Source organism: Halomonas sp. H2 (genome assembly GCF_050215315.1).
In the GTDB taxonomy this organism is placed as follows: Bacteria; Pseudomonadota; Gammaproteobacteria; order Pseudomonadales; family Halomonadaceae; genus Vreelandella.
This window is the reverse complement of the sequence record NZ_CP189760.1, coordinates 1,536,861-1,557,900: the sequence shown is the minus strand read 5'-3', so window position 1 is coordinate 1,557,900 and position 21,040 is coordinate 1,536,861. Positions and strand designations below refer to the sequence as shown.

Annotated in this window: 20 protein-coding genes; 3 read left to right on the top strand and 17 right to left on the bottom strand. The window is 55.8% G+C overall.

Features of this window, described 5'->3' with window-relative positions; translation table 11 throughout:
- Positions 1–326 precede the first annotated feature (326 nt).
- Entirely contained in the window at positions 327–1,403 is a 1,077-nt protein-coding gene (locus ACQE2I_RS07150) for a 3-deoxy-7-phosphoheptulonate synthase (RefSeq protein WP_427030829.1), read from the top strand.
- 48 nt (positions 1,404–1,451) lie between these two features.
- On the opposite strand, the gene dinG is transcribed toward ACQE2I_RS07150, so the two are convergent.
- Positions 1,452–3,581 (bottom strand): ATP-dependent DNA helicase DinG, encoded by a 2,130-nt coding sequence (dinG, locus tag ACQE2I_RS07145; RefSeq protein WP_427030828.1) that lies wholly within the window; start codon positions 3,579–3,581, stop codon positions 1,452–1,454.
- 5 nt (positions 3,582–3,586) lie between these two features.
- The gene (rhlB, locus tag ACQE2I_RS07140; protein ID WP_427030826.1) at positions 3,587–4,861 is read right to left on the bottom strand and encodes an ATP-dependent RNA helicase RhlB; all 1,275 of its coding nucleotides are present in this window, start codon (positions 4,859–4,861) and stop codon (positions 3,587–3,589) included.
- A gap of 144 nt (positions 4,862–5,005) precedes the next feature.
- Here rhlB and ACQE2I_RS07135 point away from each other — a divergent pair, with 144 nt between their 5' ends.
- Together ACQE2I_RS07135 and xthA are read left to right on the top strand one after the other, a co-directional pair.
- A complete protein-coding gene (locus ACQE2I_RS07135) occupies positions 5,006–5,260 on the top strand; it encodes a hypothetical protein (protein ID WP_427030824.1) in 255 nt (84 codons plus the stop codon).
- Positions 5,260–6,087 carry an exodeoxyribonuclease III gene (gene xthA / locus ACQE2I_RS07130; protein ID WP_427030822.1) on the top strand — a complete coding sequence of 276 codons (828 nt, stop codon included), beginning with the start codon at positions 5,260–5,262 and terminating at the stop codon, positions 6,085–6,087. Before ACQE2I_RS07135 ends, xthA begins: the two co-directional genes overlap by 1 nt.
- Before the next feature lie 44 nt (positions 6,088–6,131).
- On the opposite strand, the gene ACQE2I_RS07125 is transcribed toward xthA, so the two are convergent.
- The 15 genes from ACQE2I_RS07125 to ACQE2I_RS07055 form a co-directional block, all read right to left on the bottom strand.
- Complete coding sequence (locus ACQE2I_RS07125; protein ID WP_427030820.1) at positions 6,132–7,205, bottom strand: hypothetical protein; 1,074 nt, start codon at positions 7,203–7,205, stop codon at positions 6,132–6,134.
- Between the two features lie 4 nt (positions 7,206–7,209).
- Positions 7,210–7,986 carry an energy transducer TonB gene (locus ACQE2I_RS07120; RefSeq protein ID WP_427030818.1) on the bottom strand — a complete coding sequence of 259 codons (777 nt, stop codon included), beginning with the start codon at positions 7,984–7,986 and terminating at the stop codon, positions 7,210–7,212.
- Complete coding sequence (locus tag ACQE2I_RS07115) at positions 7,983–8,390, bottom strand: ExbD/TolR family protein (protein ID WP_427031405.1); 408 nt, start codon at positions 8,388–8,390, stop codon at positions 7,983–7,985. The genes ACQE2I_RS07120 and ACQE2I_RS07115 overlap by 4 nt, the downstream gene beginning before the upstream one ends.
- Positions 8,383–8,925 carry a MotA/TolQ/ExbB proton channel family protein gene (locus tag ACQE2I_RS07110; RefSeq protein ID WP_427030816.1) on the bottom strand — a complete coding sequence of 181 codons (543 nt, stop codon included), beginning with the start codon at positions 8,923–8,925 and terminating at the stop codon, positions 8,383–8,385. Before ACQE2I_RS07110 ends, ACQE2I_RS07115 begins: the two co-directional genes overlap by 8 nt.
- Before the next feature lies 1 nt (position 8,926).
- On the bottom strand, positions 8,927–10,309 hold the full coding sequence (locus ACQE2I_RS07105) for a MotA/TolQ/ExbB proton channel family protein (RefSeq protein WP_427030815.1): 1,383 nt from the start codon (positions 10,307–10,309) through the stop codon (positions 8,927–8,929).
- Complete coding sequence (locus ACQE2I_RS07100; protein ID WP_427030814.1) at positions 10,306–11,088, bottom strand: DUF3450 domain-containing protein; 783 nt, start codon at positions 11,086–11,088, stop codon at positions 10,306–10,308. The genes ACQE2I_RS07105 and ACQE2I_RS07100 overlap by 4 nt, the downstream gene beginning before the upstream one ends.
- Before the next feature lie 257 nt (positions 11,089–11,345).
- Positions 11,346–12,317: a class 1b ribonucleoside-diphosphate reductase subunit beta gene (gene nrdF, locus ACQE2I_RS07095; RefSeq protein ID WP_427030813.1), complete on the bottom strand. Its 972-nt coding sequence runs from the start codon at positions 12,315–12,317 to the stop codon at positions 11,346–11,348.
- A gap of 30 nt (positions 12,318–12,347) precedes the next feature.
- Positions 12,348–14,558 (bottom strand): class 1b ribonucleoside-diphosphate reductase subunit alpha, encoded by a 2,211-nt coding sequence (nrdE, locus tag ACQE2I_RS07090; RefSeq protein WP_427030811.1) that lies wholly within the window; start codon positions 14,556–14,558, stop codon positions 12,348–12,350.
- Positions 14,540–14,974: a class Ib ribonucleoside-diphosphate reductase assembly flavoprotein NrdI gene (nrdI, locus tag ACQE2I_RS07085; RefSeq protein ID WP_427030810.1), complete on the bottom strand. Its 435-nt coding sequence runs from the start codon at positions 14,972–14,974 to the stop codon at positions 14,540–14,542. Before nrdI ends, nrdE begins: the two co-directional genes overlap by 19 nt.
- Positions 14,975–14,982: 8 nt before the next feature.
- Positions 14,983–15,204, bottom strand: a complete 222-nt coding sequence (gene nrdH, locus ACQE2I_RS07080) for a glutaredoxin-like protein NrdH (protein ID WP_427030809.1) — start codon at positions 15,202–15,204, stop codon at positions 14,983–14,985.
- Positions 15,205–15,465: 261 nt separating this feature from the next.
- Positions 15,466–15,861 (bottom strand): group II intron maturase-specific domain-containing protein, encoded by a 396-nt coding sequence (locus ACQE2I_RS07075; protein WP_427031404.1) that lies wholly within the window; start codon positions 15,859–15,861, stop codon positions 15,466–15,468.
- A gap of 119 nt (positions 15,862–15,980) precedes the next feature.
- Positions 15,981–16,412 carry a hypothetical protein gene (locus ACQE2I_RS07070; RefSeq protein WP_427030808.1) on the bottom strand — a complete coding sequence of 144 codons (432 nt, stop codon included), beginning with the start codon at positions 16,410–16,412 and terminating at the stop codon, positions 15,981–15,983.
- The gene (locus tag ACQE2I_RS07065) at positions 16,399–18,255 is read right to left on the bottom strand and encodes a tyrosine-type recombinase/integrase (protein ID WP_427030807.1); all 1,857 of its coding nucleotides are present in this window, start codon (positions 18,253–18,255) and stop codon (positions 16,399–16,401) included. The genes ACQE2I_RS07070 and ACQE2I_RS07065 overlap by 14 nt, the downstream gene beginning before the upstream one ends.
- Positions 18,252–19,697 carry a hypothetical protein gene (locus ACQE2I_RS07060; protein ID WP_427030806.1) on the bottom strand — a complete coding sequence of 482 codons (1,446 nt, stop codon included), beginning with the start codon at positions 19,695–19,697 and terminating at the stop codon, positions 18,252–18,254. Before ACQE2I_RS07060 ends, ACQE2I_RS07065 begins: the two co-directional genes overlap by 4 nt.
- 163 nt (positions 19,698–19,860) lie before the next feature.
- Positions 19,861–21,018, bottom strand: coding sequence for a tyrosine-type recombinase/integrase (locus ACQE2I_RS07055; RefSeq protein ID WP_427030805.1), 1,158 nt, complete (start codon positions 21,016–21,018; stop codon positions 19,861–19,863).
- Positions 21,019–21,040 lie beyond the last annotated feature (22 nt).

Sequence of the window (21,040 nt, the reverse complement as noted above, 5' to 3'; positions counted from 1 at the left end):
CGTTCACAGCAAGCAGCATAGCGTCCCTTGGGCATTGATTAATAATAGAGTGAAATAATAGGGCGAATACCTCGCCGAGTAAGTTGCTACATAAGTACGTTGCTACATAAGTACGTTGCTACATAGTTTCGTTGCTGCATCGTCTGACGATATGCGGCCAGTGTTGCGCGTTCTGTGCAGCGCATCAAGCGCTTACCGCCCTTTCACAAAACCCTGCGGCTGACACTTTTAATGCAACGATAGTTCCACAGCAATTGATTTTTACCTCCTGGGCAAGCGATAGTAGGAGCCACTTTTTCAGCAATAACGCCAGCACAGGTAGCAAGATGTCAGAACAGCAGGTTAATAACCTTAACGTCCTCGCTCAAGACGTTCTCACCACGCCAGAAGCGCTCAAAAATGCCGTACCGTTGACCGATGCCGCAGAGCGAACCGTCATCGAGGGTCGCCAAACCATTCAGAATATCCTGGATGGCAACGACCCACGACTGCTGGTAGTGGTAGGACCCTGCTCAATCCACGATGTGGAAGCAGCCCTTGATTACGCCCACCGTCTACGTAAGCTTGCCGATCAAGTCAGCGACAGCCTGTATATCGTAATGCGCGTCTATTTTGAAAAACCACGCACAACGGTCGGCTGGAAAGGCTTGATCAACGACCCCCACCTCAACGACTCTTTCGAGATCGATGAGGGTTTGCACATCGCCCGCAAACTGCTGGTCGATTTAGCTGAAATAGGCCTACCGCTCGCCACCGAGGCGCTTGACCCCATCTCGCCCCAGTACATGCAAGACTGCATTAGCTGGTCGGCGATTGGTGCCCGCACCACCGAGTCGCAGACGCACCGTGAAATGGCCTCCGGGCTCTCCTGCCCGGTCGGCTTTAAAAACGGCACCGACGGCAGCCTGGATGTGGCGATTAACGCACTCCAGTCCGTAGCCAGCCCGCACAATTTCCTGGGCATCAACCAGGCAGGCCAGGTAGCGATCATCCGCACCCGCGGCAACGCCTATGGCCACGTTGTATTGCGCGGCGGCAATGGCAAACCCAACTACGATAGCGTCAGCGTTGCCCTTTCTGAGAAAGAACTTGAGAAAGCCAAGCTCTCGCCCAACATTATGATCGACTGCTCACACGCCAACTCCAATAAAGACGCGGGGCTACAGCCGCTGGTACTGGAAAACGTCACCAATCAAATTTTGGAAGGCAACACATCCATTATTGGCTTGATGGTTGAATCCAACATTGGCTGGGGCAATCAGAAACTCACCGCAGACCTCAGCCAGCTGGAGTACGGCGTCTCAATTACCGATGCCTGCATCGACTGGGACACCACAGTGGAAACTTTCAGCCGCATGAACGAGAAACTGGCCGCCACGCTGGCTAAGCGCATCGCCAAGTAACGCTGCGTTCGTCATGTCCAAAACCCCGCCACGGCGGGGTTTTTTTCATTAGCGGCTGATTTCACGCCGAAAGGGCGGCAGCGCATCCAACAGCGCCTGCCCGTAGCGGCGAGTAATCACCCGCTTATCCAGTATCGTAATGGTTCCGCGGTCGCTCTCTTTGCGAATTAACCTGCCGCAGGCCTGCACCAGTTTTATAGACGCATCGGGCACGCTAATGCGCATAAACGCATTGCCGCCCTGGCTCTCTATCCACTCCGCTAACGTGGCGCCTACTGGGTCGTCGGGCACCGCAAACGGCAAACGCGTAATCACCACATGGGTCAGGTAATCACCGGGTAAATCAATCCCTTCGGCGAAGCTCGCCAAGCCAAAGATAATACTACCCTCACCCTTATCAACCGCCGCCCGATGGCGCTCGATCAGCTCACGCTTGGGCAGCGCATCCTGGGCGAGTACACGCTCCTTCACGCTGGCTGGCAACGCTTTATCCACCGCGCGCAGCTGGGCGCGGGAAGAGAACAGCACCAGCGCTGCCTCTTTGTCGGCCAACTGCGACACAAAGCTGACGATGGCGCTTTCGTGGGCATCCCTATCGCTGGGATCGGTGGCCTGCTGGGGCACACGCAGCACTGCATTGGCGTAATCGAACGGGCTAGGCAGCGCCTGATAGCGATAGCGATTGGCCAATCCCGACCGCTCTTGAAGTCGCTCAAAGCGCCCCAGCGCGGTCAACGTCGCCGAGGTAACCACCGCGCCGTGGCAACGCCCCCACAAATGCTTGGCCAAGGTATGCGCCGCTGACACCGGGCTGGCTGAAAACTCAACCTCCGGCTCACCGGCTACACGGCTTAGCGTGATCCAGCGGGCGCTGGGCGCCTCGTTAGCAACGTCCTGCTCGCTAAACGCCTGCCACAGTGCATGCGCCTCTAACGCCCGCCCATGCAGTAGCGCCACCAACGGCAGCCAGGCTTCGGCCTGCTCGCGGTCAAGGCCGGTCTGCTTATCGGGATCAAGGCTTTCACGCAGAATATCGCTGATACTTTCCAGGCAGCGCGACAGCGAGGCAAACATCACCAATAGCTGCTGCGCCTGCTCACGCAGCGCATCGGGCACCTGGCCTTTCTCGAAGCGCGATTGATGGGTGGCTTCTTCGTCCGCTAAACCGTTGGGCCGCTCTGCTAGCTGATGCCCCATGCTAAACACATCACCCAGCGCCGGTTCCAGATTGTGAATCAGCTCTGGCAAGCTCACCAATAGGCGCGCCACCGTGGGCTGAATAGCCAGCGCCTGGTGAAGGTCGGTCAAACTGCTTCGCAATGTTTTCAGCCAGCGCAAACAGCCGTGCACCGCAAAGCGGTGGGCAAAATGGGAAAGCGCCTTCTCTGGCAGGTGGTGACCTTCATCAAACACGAAAATACAGTCTGCGGGGTCGGGCAAGATCGCGCCGCCGCCCAAGGCCAAGTCAGCCAGCACCAGGTCGTGGTTGGCAACGATGACGTCAGCATTTTCAAGCTCGCGGCGGGAACGAAAGAACGCGCAGGCGCCGAAGTGCCCGCAGCGCCGCCCCGTGCACTGGCGATGATCCACCGTTAGCCGCCGCCAGTGGGCATCCTCTATTGCCTCGGGCCAGTTGTCGCGATCGCCCTCCCACTCCCCCTGGCCATAGGCTTGCGCCATATCGCTGGCAATCACCGTGAAGTCGCTACTTTGGGTTTGCAGCGACTGCTCAAACAGCGACAGCGTCGGGTTGGGTTCACTGCCTTCCAGCGCCTGATCCAAACGCGCCACGCACACATAGCGGCCACGCCCTTTGGCTAAGGCGTAACGAAAAGCTAGGCCACTATGGCTGGCTAACGAAGGTAAATCCTGATTGAGCACCTGCTCTTGAAGCGCGACCGTGGCCGTCGAGATAATCAGCCGTTTGCCGCGCGCTTTAGCGATCGGCAAAGCAGCGATCAGATAGGCCAGGGTTTTACCCGTACCGGTACCTGCTTCGAGCACACAGACGTGGGTATCGCTGGTCCGCTTACCCTCGCCGTCGCTTTCGATATTACCCAGCGTCCGGGCGATTTCAGCGATCATCATGCGCTGGCCGTAGCGTGGGGTTAGCTCAAGGGTGTCCACCACGCGACGGTAAGCGTCTTGAATCTCACTTTTAAGGGCAGTATCCAGCATGCGGCTTAGAGCATACCTTCCGGCGGATGTACGCAGGGCAGCTTGTCGTTGATATAGCGCTCGATTTCCGGCAGCGAGAAGGCATCTTCTTCACCGACGAAGCTAATCGACACGCCCTTCGCGCCAGCACGGCCGGTACGACCAATGCGGTGCACGTAATCTTCCGGGTCCTCGGGCAAGGTGTAATTGATGACATGACTGACGTCTTCAATATGGATCCCACGGCCGGCTACATCAGTAGCGACCAATACCTGAATCTCACCTTCGCGAAAGCTCTCCAGGGTTTTGATGCGCTGGTTCTGTGGCACATCGCCCGACAGCATCGCCACACTGACACCGGCTTTTTTGAGCAGGTCGTCAAGCTTGCGCACTAAGTCACGGCGGTTACCAAATACCATCACGCGCCCAAAGCTCTCTTGCTGAAGTAGATTCACCAGCAAACGCTGCTTGTCGTCATCGGACACCAGGTAAACCCGCTGATCGATATCCGCCTGGTTCTCAACGGTGACCTCAATCTCAACGTGAGCAGGGTCAAGCGTCCATTGACTGGCAAGATTCAAGATATCGTCAGTAAAGGTGGCCGAGAAGAGGAAGGTTTGGCGCTCCTCTTTTTTCGGCGTGTAGCGAATGATTCGCTTCACATCGGGGATAAAGCCCATCGACAACATACGGTCGGCTTCATCTAATACCAATACTTCGACTTCATTGAGGTCGATATCGCGCTTCTGATGGAAATCCAGCAGGCGCCCTGGCGTTGCCACCAGAATATCGATCTTGCTACCCAGACTTTCACGCTGCTTCTGGTAATCCATACCGCCGACGACGCTGGCTACGTTAAGCTGCGTGAAGCGCGCTAACGCTTTGGCATCTTTCTCGATTTGCAACGCTAGCTCGCGAGTAGGCGCAATAATCAACGCCCGCGGTGCACCCGGTTTTTGACCATTGGGCGCTGACTCTTCCAGAAAGTAGGCCATTACCGAGATCAAAAAGGCCGCGGTTTTACCGGTTCCCGTTTGTGCTTTGCCGACAATGTCGCCACCTAACAGCGTTTGGCGCAGGGCCTCAGCTTGAATAGGCGTACAGTACTCAAACCCTTGGGCATGAATTGCGCGCATTATGGGCAGCGGCAGATCAAAGTCATGAAAGCGCCACTTACCGGCCACGGCAGGCACCTGAAACTGACGAAGATCCCAGTTCGACTGGCGGCGACGCGGTTTACGACGGCGGCGTTTTGGCTTGCGATTCTGGGCCGGTGCTGTGGTCTGTTCCGACTCGCTCATAGGCTGTCTATCTGTCCATTGCTGTGGAAGTTGGCATCATGAAGCGCGCATTGTACCAGGGCTTTGCGATAAGAGCGCGTCTTGCTGTCGAAGGAGTCCCAAGGCCTGTTAGAATGGCCGTCAAATCGACGTAAGGAGCGCGACATGACGCGTAAGAAAAAAACTCGTTCACTGGCCGACAAGGTGACAATTCGTACCGGTCGGCGCAAGGATTATAAAAAGTGGCGCCATGACAATCCTGATCAGGTCGCCCCTTCGCGCCGTTTTGTGGCTAAAAAGCAGCAGCAGCGTAAGCTACAGGCGGTACGCAAACTGGCCCGTCAGCAGAGCGGGCAGGATATTGCTATTCACGCTGACAAAAGCGCTTCGCCTGACAAGCTAAAAGGGGACGACTCGTAATGCGTTTGGTTTCGTTCAATATAAACGGCATTCGTGCCCGCCTTCACCAGTTACAGGCGCTGATCGACACCCAGCAGCCTGATGTAATTGGCTTACAAGAAACCAAGGTGCAAGACAGCGAGTTTCCTATCGCCGATGTGGAAGCCATGGGCTATCACGTCTTTTACCATGGTCAGAAAGGCCACTATGGGGTTGCCTTAATGTGCCGCCAGGCGCCCCAAGAAGTGTTTTATGGCTTCCCCGACGATGCAGAAGACGCCCAGCGGCGCATGATTGGCGTCCGTCTGCTAACCGCAGATGGCGAACCGGTGACGGTGTGGAACGGCTACTTCCCTCAAGGGGAAAATGTCACTCATCCGACCAAGTTTCCCCATAAAGAGCGCTTTTACGGCCAGTTAGCGCGGCTGCTTAACGAGCAGCACCGCCCTGACGAACGGCTGGCCATTATGGGTGATTTTAATATCTCTCCGCAAGACCAGGACATCGGTATCGGTGACGCTAACCGCAAGCGCTGGCTGCGTGAAGGCAAAACCAGCTTTCAACCCATTGAGCGTGAGTGGCTCGAAGGGATTAAAGCCTGGGGGCTAACCGACAGCTATCGCCTCTGCTACCCGCAAAGCGATGACCGCTTTAGCTGGTTCGATTACCGCTCAAAAGGATTTAACCAGGAACCCAAACGTGGCCTGCGTATCGACTATATTCTAGTCACTTCCGCATTGGCCGAACACGTTACCGGCGCGGGCATCGATTACGACCTGCGCGGCATGGAGCGGCCATCGGATCATGCGCCTACCTGGAGCGACTTCGATATTGCGCTTAAAGCGTAATTTCCATACCTACTGCTAAGGCGTTAGAGCGGCGCCTTGAACTTCTATTGAAAACTTGCCAGCCATTGAGTGGCTTCTTCATCGCCTAATTCTGAGGCGCGAGCAAACGCTTGCTTTGCTTGGTCGTTTTCTCCCCAGGCATAGGCAAGCTGGCCATACGTACGCCAATCGGCGGCTAGCTGGGTTTGCTCGGCCAAGCCATGCCAGGTGCTCAAAGCATTTTCGACGTGCTTAGCCTGCTGCCAAGCAGTCGCCAGCAGGCGTAGATTCGTTTCGTCACGGACGATATCGCCCTCTACCAGCGCTTGCTCAAGATGCTCGGCTGCACGAGCGGGCGTGCCGCCTGCAAGATGCAGCTGAATCAACAACCAGCGATCCTCAGGCTCAGTTGATTTACCCAGTTGCCAGGCCGTTTCCCACAAGCCAGCGGCCACGCCTGGCTGCCCTGCTTGCTGAGCAAGCCCGGCCGCTTGGCGCCAATCGACCGTTTCGCTTTGCGCGCTTAAACCATCAAGCAGCCAGCCCAGCGCCTGGTCACCCTGCCCTGCATTGCGGTAGATGGCTAACGTCAAAGCTTGGCGCGCTTCGCTCAATTCTTCATTTTCGGCGGTTTGACCAATGGCTTGCTCAAGCCACTGTGCCGCTTCATCCCACCGCTCCTGGTGCGCCAGCAGGCGGGTTAATTGCCAAGCGGTATCAACATCCTGTTGATCGGCTAACCACTCAGCGAGTAGCTCAATGGCTTGATCCCGCTGCCCTGCGACACGGCGCAGTGAAGCCTCTTCACGTAGCCAGCGGGCTGCCTGATCACGATCAACACCGCTTAAACCTTGCGCAATGGCCAAACGATCGGCTGCCGCGGCGGGCTGATCCTGACGCGCCAAGGCTCCGGCCGCTAGCTGTTGATAGAGCGCGCTGGCCCATTGATCGGATTGATTGCCCGAGCTCAACCGCTCGGCCTGGGCCGTAGCCCGTTCAACCACCTGATCAAGCGCTCCTTCCTGCAGATCGCCCTGCAGCGCTCTGAGATCGGCAATCAAGTCGCCCTGCAACGCCGGGGCTGCCAGTGACGATGCTGACCAAGCGCTTACCAATAAAATGCATAAAAACCGCTTCATCACGCTACCTCAACTGAAACTCGATCCGCTGGGTGGCATTGCGTAACCGATCACTGGGTTCAAATTGCCACTGGGCAATGGCGTCACGCGCCGCATCATCAAATACGCGACGCGGCTGGGCATTGGTTACCCGAATCGAAGAGGTGTCGACGCTGCCATCGCGGCGAATCATAAAGGCGACTTCTACAAAGCCCTCCATACCGCGGCGCTGCGCGCGTGCCGGATAGCTTGGATTCACCCGACTGGTGGGGGTTGCCTGCCCCACGCTGACCGGCTCATTGGAAGGTGCCGGCTGTGCTTCTGGTGCCGCTTCGCGCTCTGCGGGTGCGGCGTCTAATTCACTTGACGAGGCACTTTGCGTCGGAGCGGGCTCTGCGGGCGCCTCCTGGGGAGGTGGCTGCGGGGTTGGTTCCGGCGCCGGCTGCGGTTCTGGCTCCGGTGTTACTTCCGTTAGCTCGGGGAGCTCGCTGTCCATTTCAACGGGCTCTACCGGCTCCTCCGGCAATGCTACTTCCGGCAGACTAATCGCGCTGTCGGCCACCGGTGGCGGCTCGGGTGCAGGCGCAGGCGGGGGCGCTTGCTGCGGCGCTGCCTCAGCGGGCTGTGGCGCAGGTGCCTCCTGCTCCGGGGCCACCTTCGGTGCCTCGATCATGTTCATCGCCATGCTCATGGTCAGCTTTTCAGGCTCCCGCTCAGGCGGAGCAACCAACTGAGCAAGCAGCCAGAACAGCCCTACCGCGAGTACCACGCCTCCCAATAACGATAGCAGGTGCCGCATCATGAACCACTCCGACTCGCCGCCACCGCTACTTGGTCAACGCCCGCTTCACGCAAGCGATCCATCACCTCGATCAACAGCCCCGTGGTGGATTCGCGATCCGCCTGGATAACTACCGAGCCATCTTCACTGAGCATTTCGGCCACTTGTTGGCCGACTCGATGCACATCGACCGGGCTGCCATCGACCCACACCGCGCCTTCAGGCGACACCGCCACTAACACTTGAGCATCCGGACGTGGGCTGGCGGCGCTAGATTCAGGGCGGTTAATCTCAACCCCGCTCTCTTTTACAAAGCTGGTGGTGACGATAAAGAAGATCAGCATAATAAATACCACGTCGAGCATGGGGGTGAGGTTCACCTCATTGCTCTCAGCCGTGGCGTCTATTGAACGGCGTCTACGCATCATTATCCTCCAGTGCCCGCGCTAAGCGATCGTGCAGACGCTGGTCTTCACGACGAATGACATGCTCTAAGCGACTAATAAATAACAGCCCTACCACGGCAACGGCCATGCCGGTCAAGGTCGGCAGCGTCGCCCGTGCAACGCCATCCGCCATAGCACGGGCTTGGTGGGTCTCACTCAGCGAAAGGCTGTCAAACACACTGATCATCCCCGTCACTGTTCCCAGCAAGCCCAGTAAAGGGCACAGCGCGACCAATAGCTTTAACCACGGCAGGGGCTTGCGCAGCCTAGCGACCAGTGCTTCCGTCCATACGTGGCGCAGGGTTCGTGCACTCCAGCTAACGTGGTCGCTGCGTGCCGCCCAGCGGCGCAGCAGCTGACGCCTCGCTAAACGCCAGGTTATGCGGTAATACCACCAACGCTCCATGGCCATGGCAAACACCAGCACGGCCACGACCGCCAGCACGACGAGCACCACCCCACCCGCCTCTACCAAGCGCTCAACGGGTTCGAGCCAGAGAGGAAGAGAGGACATGTTAATTCACCACGGCCGAGTGAGATTCGAGGTGGTCTGCCAATGTCGCACTAGCCTGCCCCTCGATCACGTGGGTCAAATAACGACTGCGCCCGGAGAGCGCCGTCTGAACAAACAGCAGCGGCACAGCCGTAATCAGCCCCAACACGGTAGTCACCAATGCTTGGCTGATACCCCCTGCCATTAGCTGAGGATCGCCGGTACCAAATACCGTGATCGCTTGAAAGGTTACGATCATACCGGTCACCGTGCCCAACAAACCGAGTAATGGGGCAATCGCCGCCAGCAGCTTGACCATCGGCTGACTCCGCTCCAGCTTGGGTAGTTCCGCTAACACCGCCTCATCCAGTCGTGCCTCCAGCGCTTCAGGGGTTTGATGCTTATCCATGCCTTCAAAACGCAGCAGCACACGCCCCAACGGATTGTTATCACGCAGTTGGTTGAGCGCTTTACGCTGGCGATTTACGCGTACGCTGACGAGCACCAGGTAAAGATATTGGCCTAAGCCAATGATCAAACCCACAATACCCAGTGCCACGACCACATAACCGACGTAACCGCCCTGTTGGAAACGCTCCCAGAGGCTCGGCTGCTGGGCTAATGCACGCAGTACGCTGCCCTGCGTGGGGTCAACAGCGAATAGGTTGCTCTCGCCTTGGTAATAAGCCGCCAGCAACCCACCGATTTCATCAGGCGTGCGTGGCAATACGGCTAAACCATTATCTCCTTCACCGCGCTGTAAAAGCGCACCCTCGGTAAAGGCGGCAAAATCACCCAGCCGCACTACTTCGCGCGTTGCCACATTGCCGTTGGCATCTGCAACGGGCAACTCAAGACGCTCGGCACGGCCCGTGCTGGCGGTTAACGCCGCCAAGCGATCGACCACATTTTCCAGTTGGTGGCGCTCAAGCACTTCGACTTCGCCCAAGCGCAGCGGCAACGCGGCCTCTTCGAGTGTTAATAAACTCTCATCACCCAGGGCATTACGCACCTCAGAGCTATGCCGGGCAAGGTTGTCGAGTAGACCTGATAGCGCTTCGCCCTGCTCCGTTTGGCGCTCGGTCAGTTCACTCGCCTGTGATGTTTGCGCTTCCTGCTGGGCCTGAAGCGTTTGGTACTGCTCTTCAGCGGCTTGATTCTCGGCACGCGCCTGCTCCAGCGCAGACGCTAGTGCCTGCTGATCATCCAGAAAGCTCATCAGGCGCTGCTGATCACGCGCCTCAGCAGCTTCTCGCGCTTCTCGCAGTGAAGTAGCGCTATCGCTCTGAGCCATAGACAATCCGCTGACTGTCACTAGCGCTAGCAGCGCGCAGGCATAGCCAATACGGCGAATGGGTGAGCGATTAAAGGTTAATCTATTGGTAGACAAGCAGTAACGGCTCATGGTTGCTCTCCCTGCTGATCATTCACACTGATTGAGAGCGGCAAGGTTAAGAGATCTGGGGCACGCTGATCTTGCGCGATACGCAGGCCAGTGCGAACTTCACGCAGGTACTCATCAGCCAGTGGCTGCCAGGCGCTCTCCTCAGCATTCCACACGCCGCCTTCACGGCCATCAGGCGTTAAGTAATAAAAGCCGATACGTCCAACGCGTAAGAAATCTACTTCACGCTCGCGGTCATCCTGACGCAAGCGGCCACGCCAGCTATCCATCTCGCGCCCATAGTCGAGTTCAACACGCCACGCTTCAAGCAGCCCATTGATGCGCTCAACGCTGTTTTCGCTCTGCTCGTCTGGCTGACGCTCAACCCGCGCCAAACGCTCATCGCGTAGGAAAGGCAAATCACGCTCAATCCATTGGCTAAGCTGCGCTGACATATTTTGTTCAATCACGGGGAGCGCGGCACGCGTCTCTTCCAGCGTATCGAGCGCGGTTGCCAACCGCTGCTGACGCTCGGCCTCTTCCGCCAAATGTCCGGTTAAAGAGGCATTATTGGCGTCTAACTGTTGGGTTTCACGCTCTAAACGACGTAACTCTTCCAACTGCGCGCGGGTCTGCTCATCGGCAGCATCAATCTGTTCCTGAAACGCTGCCTGGGCTTGCTGGGCTTCGACACTTTCGGCCGCTTGAGCCACTGCTTGTTCACTTACCAGCAACGTGCCGCTGGCCAGCACTCCCGCTAGCCACCATCCACGCAAGGCAAAGAAAGGCCTGTTCAGCACGTCGAATCTCCGTTACTGAGTAGCGGGCGGCGAGCACCGCCCAACTAGAAACTAATTAGGTATAAGAACGATTTGCGTTTATCTTTTACGCCGCCTAGTCTACCACTAATATAAGAAATGACAATATTTATCATTAGCACTTAAAAGGGTTCAGGTGCATAAATCCAAAATAAAAAAAGCGGAGGCTATATTAGCCTCCGCTTAGTAATTAAAACTCATCTCCCCTCGTCTCTACAACCTCAGGTAAACGCTACTTCTTAAAACGCCCAGTCGTCGTCTTCGGTGGCGACGGCTTTGCCGATGACGTAGGAGGAGCCGGAGCCGGAGAAGAAGTCGTGGTTCTCGTCGGCATTTGGCGACAGCGCTGCCATAATTGTCGGATCGACATCGGTGACGCTGCTGGGGAACAGTGGCTCGTAGCCGAGGTTCATCAGCGCTTTGTTAGCGTTATAGTGAAGGAATTTTTTCACGTCTTCGCTCAGCCCCACCTCGTCATACAGCGACTCGGTATAGCGCACTTCGTTGTCATAAAGCTCCAGTAGCAGCTCGTAGGCGTAATCTTTCACTTCCTGCTGTCGCGCTGGCGTCGCTTCTGCCAGCGCTTGCTGGAATTTATAACCAATGTAGTAGCCATGCACCGCTTCATCGCGAATGATCAGACGAATCAGATCAGCAGTATTGGTCAACTTGGCGTGGCTTGACCAGTACATCGGCAGGTAGAAGCCGGAATAGAACAGAAACGACTCCAAGAACACACTGGCGACCTTGCGCATCAGCGGATCGTCCGAGCGGTAGCGCTCTAAAATCAGCTGAGATTTCGCCTGCAGCGTGGGGTTCTCTTCGCTCCAGCGAAACGCATCGTCGACATCACGGGTGGTACACAGTGTCGAGAAGATCGAGCTGTAGGAGCGTGCATGCACCGACTCCATAAAGGCGATATTGGTGTACACCGCTTCTTCGTGGGGTGTACGGGCGTCTTCCATAAGCACCGGAGCGCCGACGCTGCTCTGAATCGTATCCAGCAGCGTCAAGCCAGTAAACACGCGGATTGTCAGCTGCTTTTCTTTGTCCGTCAGCGTATTCCACGACTGAATATCATTCGACAGCGGCACTTTTTCAGGCAACCAAAAGTTGCTGGTTAAACGGTTCCATACTTCCAGGTCTTTATCATCCTGAAGCCGGTTCCAGTTAATCGCGTCAACCCGCGATAAACGTTGCATAGTGTTCATATTGTCAATCTCTTCGATGTCGTCAAACGCCTAGAGCGTGCAGGAAACGCAGCCTTCTACTTCGGTGCCTTCTAAGGCACTTTGGCGTAGGCGAATGTAGTAAAGCGTTTTGATGCCTTTGCGCCAGGCGTAAATCTGCGCCTTATTGATGTCTCGCGTACTCGCTGTATCAGGGAAAAACAGCGTTAGCGATAGGCCTTGATCGACGTGCTGCGAGGCTTCCGCGTAGGTGTCGATGATTTTCTCAGGGCCAATCTCATAGGCGTCCTGGAAGTAGTCAAAATTGGCCTCATCCAGGAACGGTGCGGGATAGTAAACGCGCCCTAACTTGCCCTCTTTACGAATCTCGATTCTCGCCGCCACCGGGTGAATACTGGAGGTGGAGTTGTTGATATAGGAGATCGATCCTGTGGGCGGCACCGCCTGCAGGTTACGGTTGTATAAACCGTGGGCCATGACCGAGGCTTTCAGCTCCTGCCAATCGTCTTGGGTCGGCAACGCGATACCGCTGCGTTCAAATAACTCACGCACTTTGTCGGTACGCGGCAGCCACGCTTGATCGGTGTACTTGTCGAAGAATGAACCCGAGGCATAGGTGGAGTCCGCAAAGCCTGCGAAAGTGTCTTTATGCTCAATTGCCAAACGGTTCGACGCACGGATCGCATGAAAGGCCACGCAGTAGAAATAGAGATTGGTAAAATCCAAACCTTCGTCAGAACCGTAGTAAATATGCTCCCGCGCCAAATAGCCGTGCAGGTTCATCTGGCCCAAGCCAATCGCCCGAGACTGAGCATTGCCCTCGGCAATTGACGGCACGCTACGCAGATTACTCATTTCCGACACGGCGGTAAGACCGCGAATGGCGACTTCCACGCTGGTGCCGAGATCGCCTGAGTCCATCACCTTGGCAATGTTCATCGAGCCCAAGTTACACGAGATATCCTGGCCAATATGGCGGTAACCCAGGTCTTCGTCATACTCGGTGGGTGTATTGACCTGCAAAATCTCCGAGCAGAGGTTACTCATATTGATGCGACCGGCAATCGGGTTGGCGCGATTAACCGTGTCTTCAAACATCAAATAAGGGTAACCCGACTCAAACTGCAGCTCGGCCAGCACCTGGAAAAACGCCCGGGCATTGATTTTGTGCTTGCGAATGCGCGCATCCGCGACCATTTCATGGTACTTCTCGGTGACGCTGATATCGCCAAATGGAACGCCGTAAACGCGCTCAACATCGTAGGGCGAGAACAGGTACATGTCGTCGTTGCGCTTAGCGAGCTCGAAGGTAATATCCGGAATCGTTACGCCTAGCGAAAGCGTTTTGATACGAATTTTCTCGTCGGCGTTTTCCCGTTTGGTATCTAAAAAGCGCAGAATATCCGGGTGGTGAGCATTCAAATACACCGCCCCCGCGCCCTGCCGCGCACCCAGCTGGTTCGCATAGGAGAACGCATCTTCCAGCAGCTTCATAATCGGGATAATGCCCGACGACTGGTTCTCAATTCGCTTAATGGGCGCACCGGACTCACGAATATTGGTCAGCAAAAAGGCCACGCCGCCGCCACGCTTGGAGAGCTGCAGGGCAGAGTTAATCGCCCGGCCAATCGACTCCATATTGTCTTCGATGCGCAGCAGAAAGCACGACACTAACTCGCCACGCTGCTGCTTACCGCAGTTTAAAAAGGTCGGCGTCGCGGGCTGAAAACGCCCGGAGATCACTTCATCCACCAGCGATTTAGCCAGCGCTTCATCGCCCCGTGCCAGGGTCAGCGCGACCATGCAAACGCGGTCTTCATAGCGCTCTAAATAGCGTTTGCCGTCAAACGTCTTCAGCGTATAGCTGGTGTAATACTTAAACGCGCCCAAAAAGCTTGGGAAGCGAAATTTGTACGCGTAGGCCTGCTCGAACAGCGACTTAATAAAGGCGAAGCTATACTGAGCCAGCATCTCCGCCTCGTAGTACTGCTCTTCCACCAGGTAATCGAGTTTTTCCTGTAACGAATGGAAGAACACGGTGTTCTGATTAACGTGTTGTAAAAAATACTGGCGTGCCGCTTCGCGATCTTTATCCAGCTGTAGCTCGCCATTGGCACCGTACAGATTAAGCATGGCATTGAGGGCGTGGTAGTCCAGCGTGCGCGCTTCAGAAGCTGCCGCCGGGTGCTTAACTTCTAGCGTATTTTGGGGGGCGGCGTTTTTACTGGCTAAGTCTTTAGAGGCTAGGCTTGTCGTTTCCAAAACTTATCTACTCCTGTGCGGACATTGGCCACGTCATCGTCGGTGCCAAATAATTCGAATCGATACAGCAGCGGTACTTGGCACTTTTTGGCAATAATGCGGCCAGCAAGACCATAGGCATCGCCAAAATTAGTGTTTCCCGCCGCTATCACCCCCCGCAGGAGGCTTCGGTTATGCGTGTCGTTGAGAAAATGGATCACCTGTTTAGGTACTGCGCCCTGAGCACTGCCCCCACCATAGGTGGGGGTAATTAAAATATACGGCTGGGTGACACGCAGAACAGGCTCTTCTCGATTCAGCGGCAGCCGCGTTGCGGCGAAGCCAAGCTTTTCTACAAAGCGATGGGTATTACCTGATTTCGTAGAGAAGTACACCAAGCTGCCAGGCATAGTGGTATGTGAGCAACTTGCCAACATGGCGTTGGTTAGGCCAACGCTTGGATACGATCAGGACGGAAACCCGACCAGTGATCTTCACCAACAACGACAACCGGAAGCTGACGATAGCCGAGCGCTTCTACTTCTTCTTGGGCACCGGTTTCAGCGGTAATATCAATAACGGTGTAATCGAGTCCTTGCTTGTCTAACGCACGGTAGGTAGCAGTGCACTGAACACAAGCTGGCTTGCTATAAATCTGAATTCCCATGGGTGCTTCCCTTTTCATAGCGGCATTTTTCGGGTAGGGCACATTTAGTACCTCACCTCTCTAGAAGATACAACGCATACTATATATAGACCATAGGAAAATCAATTCAAGCATATGTGGTATTTTTCATCCACAGGTTATTGACAGCTAATACCCAGTGCTTGCTGTAAAAGCAAAAAAACCGCCCAGATCGGGTCGGAGGGGAGCTAGTCCCCGTCCGCCCACACCACCTGGCATACGGATCCGTACCACGGCGGTTGGTCAAGTGTTGGCAAACCGCTCCATATAAAAGCGCACACCACGGAAGCCTCGCTTGTGCCACCAGCGGTTATTCATCGCGAACCGCGTATGATGGAGTTGGGCCAGAAACCACCAGCGTTTGTGCTGACAGTATCCTTTCGCCTCATCCACAGGGAGCCCGAGTTCGATCATTTTCCTCACTCGGGTTCTCGGTTTAAACCACTGTTTCATCAGGCACATGCGTAGTCGGCTTCGTATCCAGCTGTCGATATCAGCAAATAAGCGGCGTGTCTCTGCCAACCGAAAGTAGCTTGTCCAGCCTCGAATATATCGATCGAGACGGGCAAGCTTCACCTCAATGGCTTCGCGATCATGCCCGCGGGTCAGTTGCCTGATCCGTTTCTTGAAGCGTTTGATCGTCTCATTACTGCAGCGGATGCGCGGATTAGCCTTTCCAACAAAGATTACCGCAGCTTGTATTATGTTATAAAATAATAAGCTATTGATTTTATTGATTAATGATAAAGATAACAGCTTTAGGTTTTTTTCGAGGGAAAACCGATCACTTTTTTGTTCTCTGCGATGGCTCGTAGACGCTGATTCTCCGCGACTAGAGTGGCCATTTCAGAAGCCATGTCTCGATTGAGTTCGCGGGCGTGAACATGCTCCTGTCTGAGTCCGGTGTATTTGGCTCTCAGCTCTTTGAGCTCGGTATTCTTTTCGTCCCGTTGTGCCCGGACAGCCTTGTTTCCGGACTCTCGAATACGCTCAGCAAGTCCAGGGTGATTGTTGTGAATGGTGGCTCGGCTGACCCCGGCTTCCTCGGCCACAGACTGGATGCTAAGCTTGCGTCCCGGCTTGACCACCTTGGGGCGACCTTTCTCTATTCTTACAATGGCTTGGCGTATAGCCTTTGCGGTCAATTCACCTCGCGTTGGGGGTTGGGAAGTATCTTTAGGTTGCGACATAAGCCAGATCCTCTTCAGTTGCCCCAAGCCCCTTCAGGACAGCCTCGCAGCGCTTAATATCACGCTCGACTCGCTCGGTTCCTCCAGGTCCAATGTCTGTGAGGTCGCGCAACTCGATCTGCTGTGCATAAATACCCTGCCATACAGCCTGGCGTGACTCATCGATAACCGCATTGCCACAATCAGCACAACGTGTTTTCTCGACGCCCTGGCCACCGTTGCAACCTCCGGTGTCGGCGGTACACCACGCGACACCAGTGGCCCGCAGATGAACCAGGGGGCTGATCGTCTTAGCCATCTCAGCGCGATTCTCCTTGGTGGCCAGCGCCTCGTTCTTCGTGCGGAAGGCTCGGATTGGTTCGGCAGCACCTCCCACCAGAATGGTATCAGGCTCCAGCCAGTGCTCCAGAAGATCAGTCTTGATGCTCAGTGCGGCCAGGCCCACGCTGTCGTAAAGCTCGGCATCTTGGAGCCGGGACATGGCATACAAAGTGGTCATGTCTAGCGACCAGTGCTTGAAATGATCCCGCAGGTAGCGAAGATCGCCAAAGGCGCTGTGAGCCGCGTAGACCGCGAAGGTGCGCCGGAACTGATGCGGCGCAAAGCGCCAGTCCAGCCCACACTGGGCAGCAAACGCATTGAGGCGATCAATGATCGAATCTCTCGAAAGCGTTCCGACTCGGTTGTTTTGTCTCGTTGAGACCGCGAGGAAAAGACGGCGGGCATGCTCTTTCAGTCGCGCAATGTCGGGGGCCTTCGGATCGTCAGTTCGCAGATCAAAAATACGTTGTTCCAGTTGCGCTTGCAGGGAGCGCACCAGGTCCTCCGCCACCGCGAGGGCGCGGTGAGTAATCTCGGCTACCAGCCATTCACAGGCTCCCGCGCCTGTCTTGTATGAGGTGCCGCGCATCCAATGAAAGGGCTCACCCTCTTCATCCAGCGTTTTGAACGCACACTGATTTTCCAGTGAACACAGTTCGGATACGCGGATACCGGTGGTGGTCAGGATGATGCACATGCACGCCGTTTGAAGGTGTTGCTCCGCTGTACGGATGCCGCTTAACGTCCAGCCGAGTTTTTTCAGGCGCGGTTGAATGAACCTAAAACTCCGATCCTCTGACTTCCAGCCTTCCACCTGAGCGCGGAGACTAATGATCTCATTGGCCCGATCCAGCCATTCAACCGCCGACTGGAACAGTGGTCCTAGAATATCATCCGGAATGATTTCGGTTCTGGCTTCTTGGAGTTGAGGATTGCCTTGCCCCGTCAGCCCTGCCAGGTACTTTGCTGACGATTCCGGCCAGGGGTGTCGCATAGGGTCGCCGGACTGCTGACTGAGGATATGGACTGTTTCTACAGCCAAGAAACGCTGCTTCAGCGTGCCACCTGAAAGTGGTTTTCCTTTTCGGCCCTTCAGCCCTCTGCAAAAGCTTACATACTGATGCCCGATCAGCGGCGTCGCGTCGCTCAGTCGGGCTATGCGTTGGTCATGAAGCCAAGTCAGAAACAATGTCACGCTCTGGAAAAATTGGTATATCGTGGTGCCCTTGGGTCGGCTGCGGCCTTCAATGCCGTTCAGGATGTAATGCGCCGTGCAGGCACGCAGCGTTTCTCGAAACATCACAGGCACACGTAAGAAGTTGAGCTTTTTCTGGGTATCTTTCGCTCCAGCAGGAAAAAGGCTGTCGGGCAGAGTCCACACATCATCACCGTAGCGGCTCAGAACGTAGTAAGAGCCATCTTCCAGACGCATGCCCGAGATGAGCGCGTTTGGGTTGATCATTCCTGCCTGGACGGCATGGAGGGCTTTGAGTTGCCCTGCACGGAATTCGGCTGCGTTCATGCTATGTCCTCCAAGCGCTCCGGATCACGCCAGAAGGGGTGTAGGTCGACCTTCGCCCGCTGCCGTTGGATACTAACCAGCTCGCCATCAAATTGCGGGGCGATCTCTTGGTCGATGATTCGGATGATATGGCCATAGACTCGTTTCCACGCGCTCGCACCCATTTTCTGGCGCATCCTGACCAGTGCCCAATATAGGCTGAAGACACGGTGGAGGTCATCACTCGTCACAACGAATGACCGACAGCGAAAGCAAGCCAGAAACTTCTGGCAGTGCTCGCCATTCTTGGGTGCACGTTCACCGTTCAAGGTATCCCGACATTGGGCTATCGGCGTGTTCTGCGTCGGCAGAGGTGCAACCTTGCCGTGGTTCAACAGTTCTTCAGTTCGAACCTCGCCCATGAGCCGCCAATCTTGCTCGGCGCTTTCCGGAGCTTCCAGATAGTGGTTGTCGGACACCTTCGGGGTATGGCCACCGAGCCTTGCGGTCAGGAAGGGGTCCTGGCCGGACAGGGTGAACAGACGGTTCTCAAACGTCTTACGCAGACGCATGACGTTGAGCCTCAGAGGCTTGCCGTCAGCATCGGTTATCTGATGCCGGTCGAGAAACGCCTTAATGCCGCGGGTGAGAGTGTGTTGAGCCAGCCGGCCCATTTTCCCGGCATTTTTCCTGGATAGGCTCTCGTAGACAAACAGAAACGCCGGGGAGTTACTCGACTGTCGTATCGTGTCGTTGCGCTCGCGCACAAGATCAATGATGCAGGCCACGTCAGGCAGCGCCGACACCATCGATTCAACATCGGCGGCGCGACGCAGGCTCTGGATGTGTGTGGCGTTGCCGCGACGCTTGAAGCTGACCAGCACGTACCTGTCTGACTTGATGGGATGGGGTTGAAGGCAGTCGGTCAGGAGTTCCAGGGCGGGGGTCGGGTTGATGCCCGTTCGCGCTGCAATGGCCAGCAGGCAGACGGCAAGTTCTTCAGAGGTTAGCGGCCCACTTCCTTTGATGATCGCCCGCATATCGGCTTTTAGCGCCTGCAGAACGCTACGGCGCTCTGGCTCGCTCAAAGCGGTCTGGCCCTTCATTGATCGGTTGGAGTTCGGAAAGGGATTGCGCGGAAAAATATCTCTGGCAATCCAGCCTGATTCTCCCATCGCCACCAGTACCGCCTTGGTGGTTGCGTATCGAACCTTCTGGCTCGGCAAGCGGACATCCGACTGCCGCAAATGGGCAATGAATTGGTCGATAAACTGACGGTCAATATCATCCAGGCGCAGCTCACGTTTCAACGCGGCAGACATCGTGGCACAGAAGGGTAGAAAGGCTGATAGCCCGTTTTGGTGATATCTGGCGATAGTAGCCGCGCTGAGCGTTTTTCCATCGCTTTCGGCGCAGGCCCTGGCCATACGATCCAGTGCGCTTTGAGTGGCATAGACCACCACATCGCACCCGTTTCTGTAGTGCTTAGCGAAATCAAGGTTGCGTCGACCCGTCGCATTTTCGGGCAAGGACACGACCATCTGGGCTGGAGGTAGACTCGTGAGTTCCAACGTTTTGTCACTGGCAGCTTTGCCAGGGCGGGAGGCTGTCGATTGAAGTTTTTTTCTAGGCACTGCCAATCTCCCTGCTGATCAGATCGATTTCGCTTTGGTAGTCGTTCATCAGCGCATCCTCAAGCTCTGAGAGACAGTGCAGGTATTTCTCGGTGGATGTGACCGAGGCGTGGCCCAGGCGGTCGCGTACGTACAGCAATGCATGGGTCTGGGCCTTGGATTGCATCATTGCGTACAGCGTATGCGTGGCGTAGGTATGGCGCAGAATATGGACGTTGATGTAAGGAATGCCGGCAGCCGCCCCAGCCTTCTTTACAAGGCCCAGAAAGGCTGCCCCATCGTTCGCGTAGGGTTGGCCGGATTCCGTCAGGAACAAAACGGACTGGCGCTGGCCCGAAATGCTCTCATGCTGATGGCGACGGTTCAGGACGTATTGCCAGAGGGCTTCCATGACGGTGCGAGGCACGTCGATTCCCCTGGGCTGATTCCGCTTGATGGTCATGTCGCGTGGATCGAGATTGATCCGGATGAAGGAACGGTGCTTGGTGTACATCACTGGATCGATCACGTACTTCAGCGGAAACGTAGCCAGCTCTTCACGGCGCAGTCCTGTCGTGAGCGCCAACCGCATGATCAGCTTGTGAGTGGGATTGGTGATAGCATTCAGGAGATCAACCGACTGATGCTTGCTCAGCACCCGAATTACGGTTCGCGGTGTCCTCAGCATGACATCTGCGGTCGTGAGACTCCCACCACTCGCATCGACGTGAGCGAAGAAGCCTTTAGGTTGCCTCACCGTTACCGTTTCCATCGCATACGGAACAGTCGTCACCCAACCACTGTTGGCGGCATACCGGTAGAACGCACAGAGAAGTCGTAGTCGCGCATTCACCGTTGCTGCGGCAAGGCTTCCACCTTCGGGACTCAGATTCCAGTCACGAAACTCCGCCAGGATCGTCGCTTCTCGGTCATTGCCCACATCACACCAGTCAATGCCATTCACCTCACACCAGCCAAAGAACTGATACAACGCTTTCCCGTAGGTGACCCACGACTTCTTGGATTGAACCCTTCCACGCTTGATCAGGTGCGCTATGCAAAAGTCCAGTGCTTCCTCAACAACCTTCCCCTCCCTAGAAATAAGGATTGGAAAACCGGAGTAGCTTAGGCCGTTGAGCTTGAATTTGTTCGTGCTGAAGAAGAGGTCCATATTGAGACTCTAGCATGATATA

What these genes read in the sequence shown, in the direction of transcription:
- ACQE2I_RS07105 (WP_427030815.1), bottom strand. Translation starts at nt 10,309, where the DNA reads ATGAGCCGTTACTGCTTGTCTACCAATAGATTAACCTTTAATCGCTCA.
- ACQE2I_RS07115 (WP_427031405.1), bottom strand. Translation starts at nt 8,390, where the DNA reads ATGCGTAGACGCCGTTCAATAGACGCCACGGCTGAGAGCAATGAGGTG.
- nrdH (WP_427030809.1), bottom strand. Translation starts at nt 15,204, where the DNA reads ATGGGAATTCAGATTTATAGCAAGCCAGCTTGTGTTCAGTGCACTGCT.
- ACQE2I_RS07110 (WP_427030816.1), bottom strand. Translation starts at nt 8,925, where the DNA reads ATGTCCTCTCTTCCTCTCTGGCTCGAACCCGTTGAGCGCTTGGTAGAG.
- ACQE2I_RS07055 (WP_427030805.1), bottom strand. Translation starts at nt 21,018, where the DNA reads ATGGACCTCTTCTTCAGCACGAACAAATTCAAGCTCAACGGCCTAAGC.
- ACQE2I_RS07125 (WP_427030820.1), bottom strand. Translation starts at nt 7,205, where the DNA reads ATGAAGCGGTTTTTATGCATTTTATTGGTAAGCGCTTGGTCAGCATCG.
- nrdI (WP_427030810.1), bottom strand. Translation starts at nt 14,974, where the DNA reads ATGTTGGCAAGTTGCTCACATACCACTATGCCTGGCAGCTTGGTGTAC.
- ACQE2I_RS07135 (WP_427030824.1), top strand. Translation starts at nt 5,006, where the DNA reads ATGACGCGTAAGAAAAAAACTCGTTCACTGGCCGACAAGGTGACAATT.
- ACQE2I_RS07065 (WP_427030807.1), bottom strand. Translation starts at nt 18,255, where the DNA reads ATGAACGCAGCCGAATTCCGTGCAGGGCAACTCAAAGCCCTCCATGCC.
- rhlB (WP_427030826.1), bottom strand. Translation starts at nt 4,861, where the DNA reads ATGAGCGAGTCGGAACAGACCACAGCACCGGCCCAGAATCGCAAGCCA.
- nrdF (WP_427030813.1), bottom strand. Translation starts at nt 12,317, where the DNA reads ATGAACACTATGCAACGTTTATCGCGGGTTGACGCGATTAACTGGAAC.
- xthA (WP_427030822.1), top strand. Translation starts at nt 5,260, where the DNA reads ATGCGTTTGGTTTCGTTCAATATAAACGGCATTCGTGCCCGCCTTCAC.
- ACQE2I_RS07150 (WP_427030829.1), top strand. Translation starts at nt 327, where the DNA reads ATGTCAGAACAGCAGGTTAATAACCTTAACGTCCTCGCTCAAGACGTT.
- ACQE2I_RS07070 (WP_427030808.1), bottom strand. Translation starts at nt 16,412, where the DNA reads ATGTCGCAACCTAAAGATACTTCCCAACCCCCAACGCGAGGTGAATTG.
- dinG (WP_427030828.1), bottom strand. Translation starts at nt 3,581, where the DNA reads ATGCTGGATACTGCCCTTAAAAGTGAGATTCAAGACGCTTACCGTCGC.
- ACQE2I_RS07120 (WP_427030818.1), bottom strand. Translation starts at nt 7,986, where the DNA reads ATGATGCGGCACCTGCTATCGTTATTGGGAGGCGTGGTACTCGCGGTA.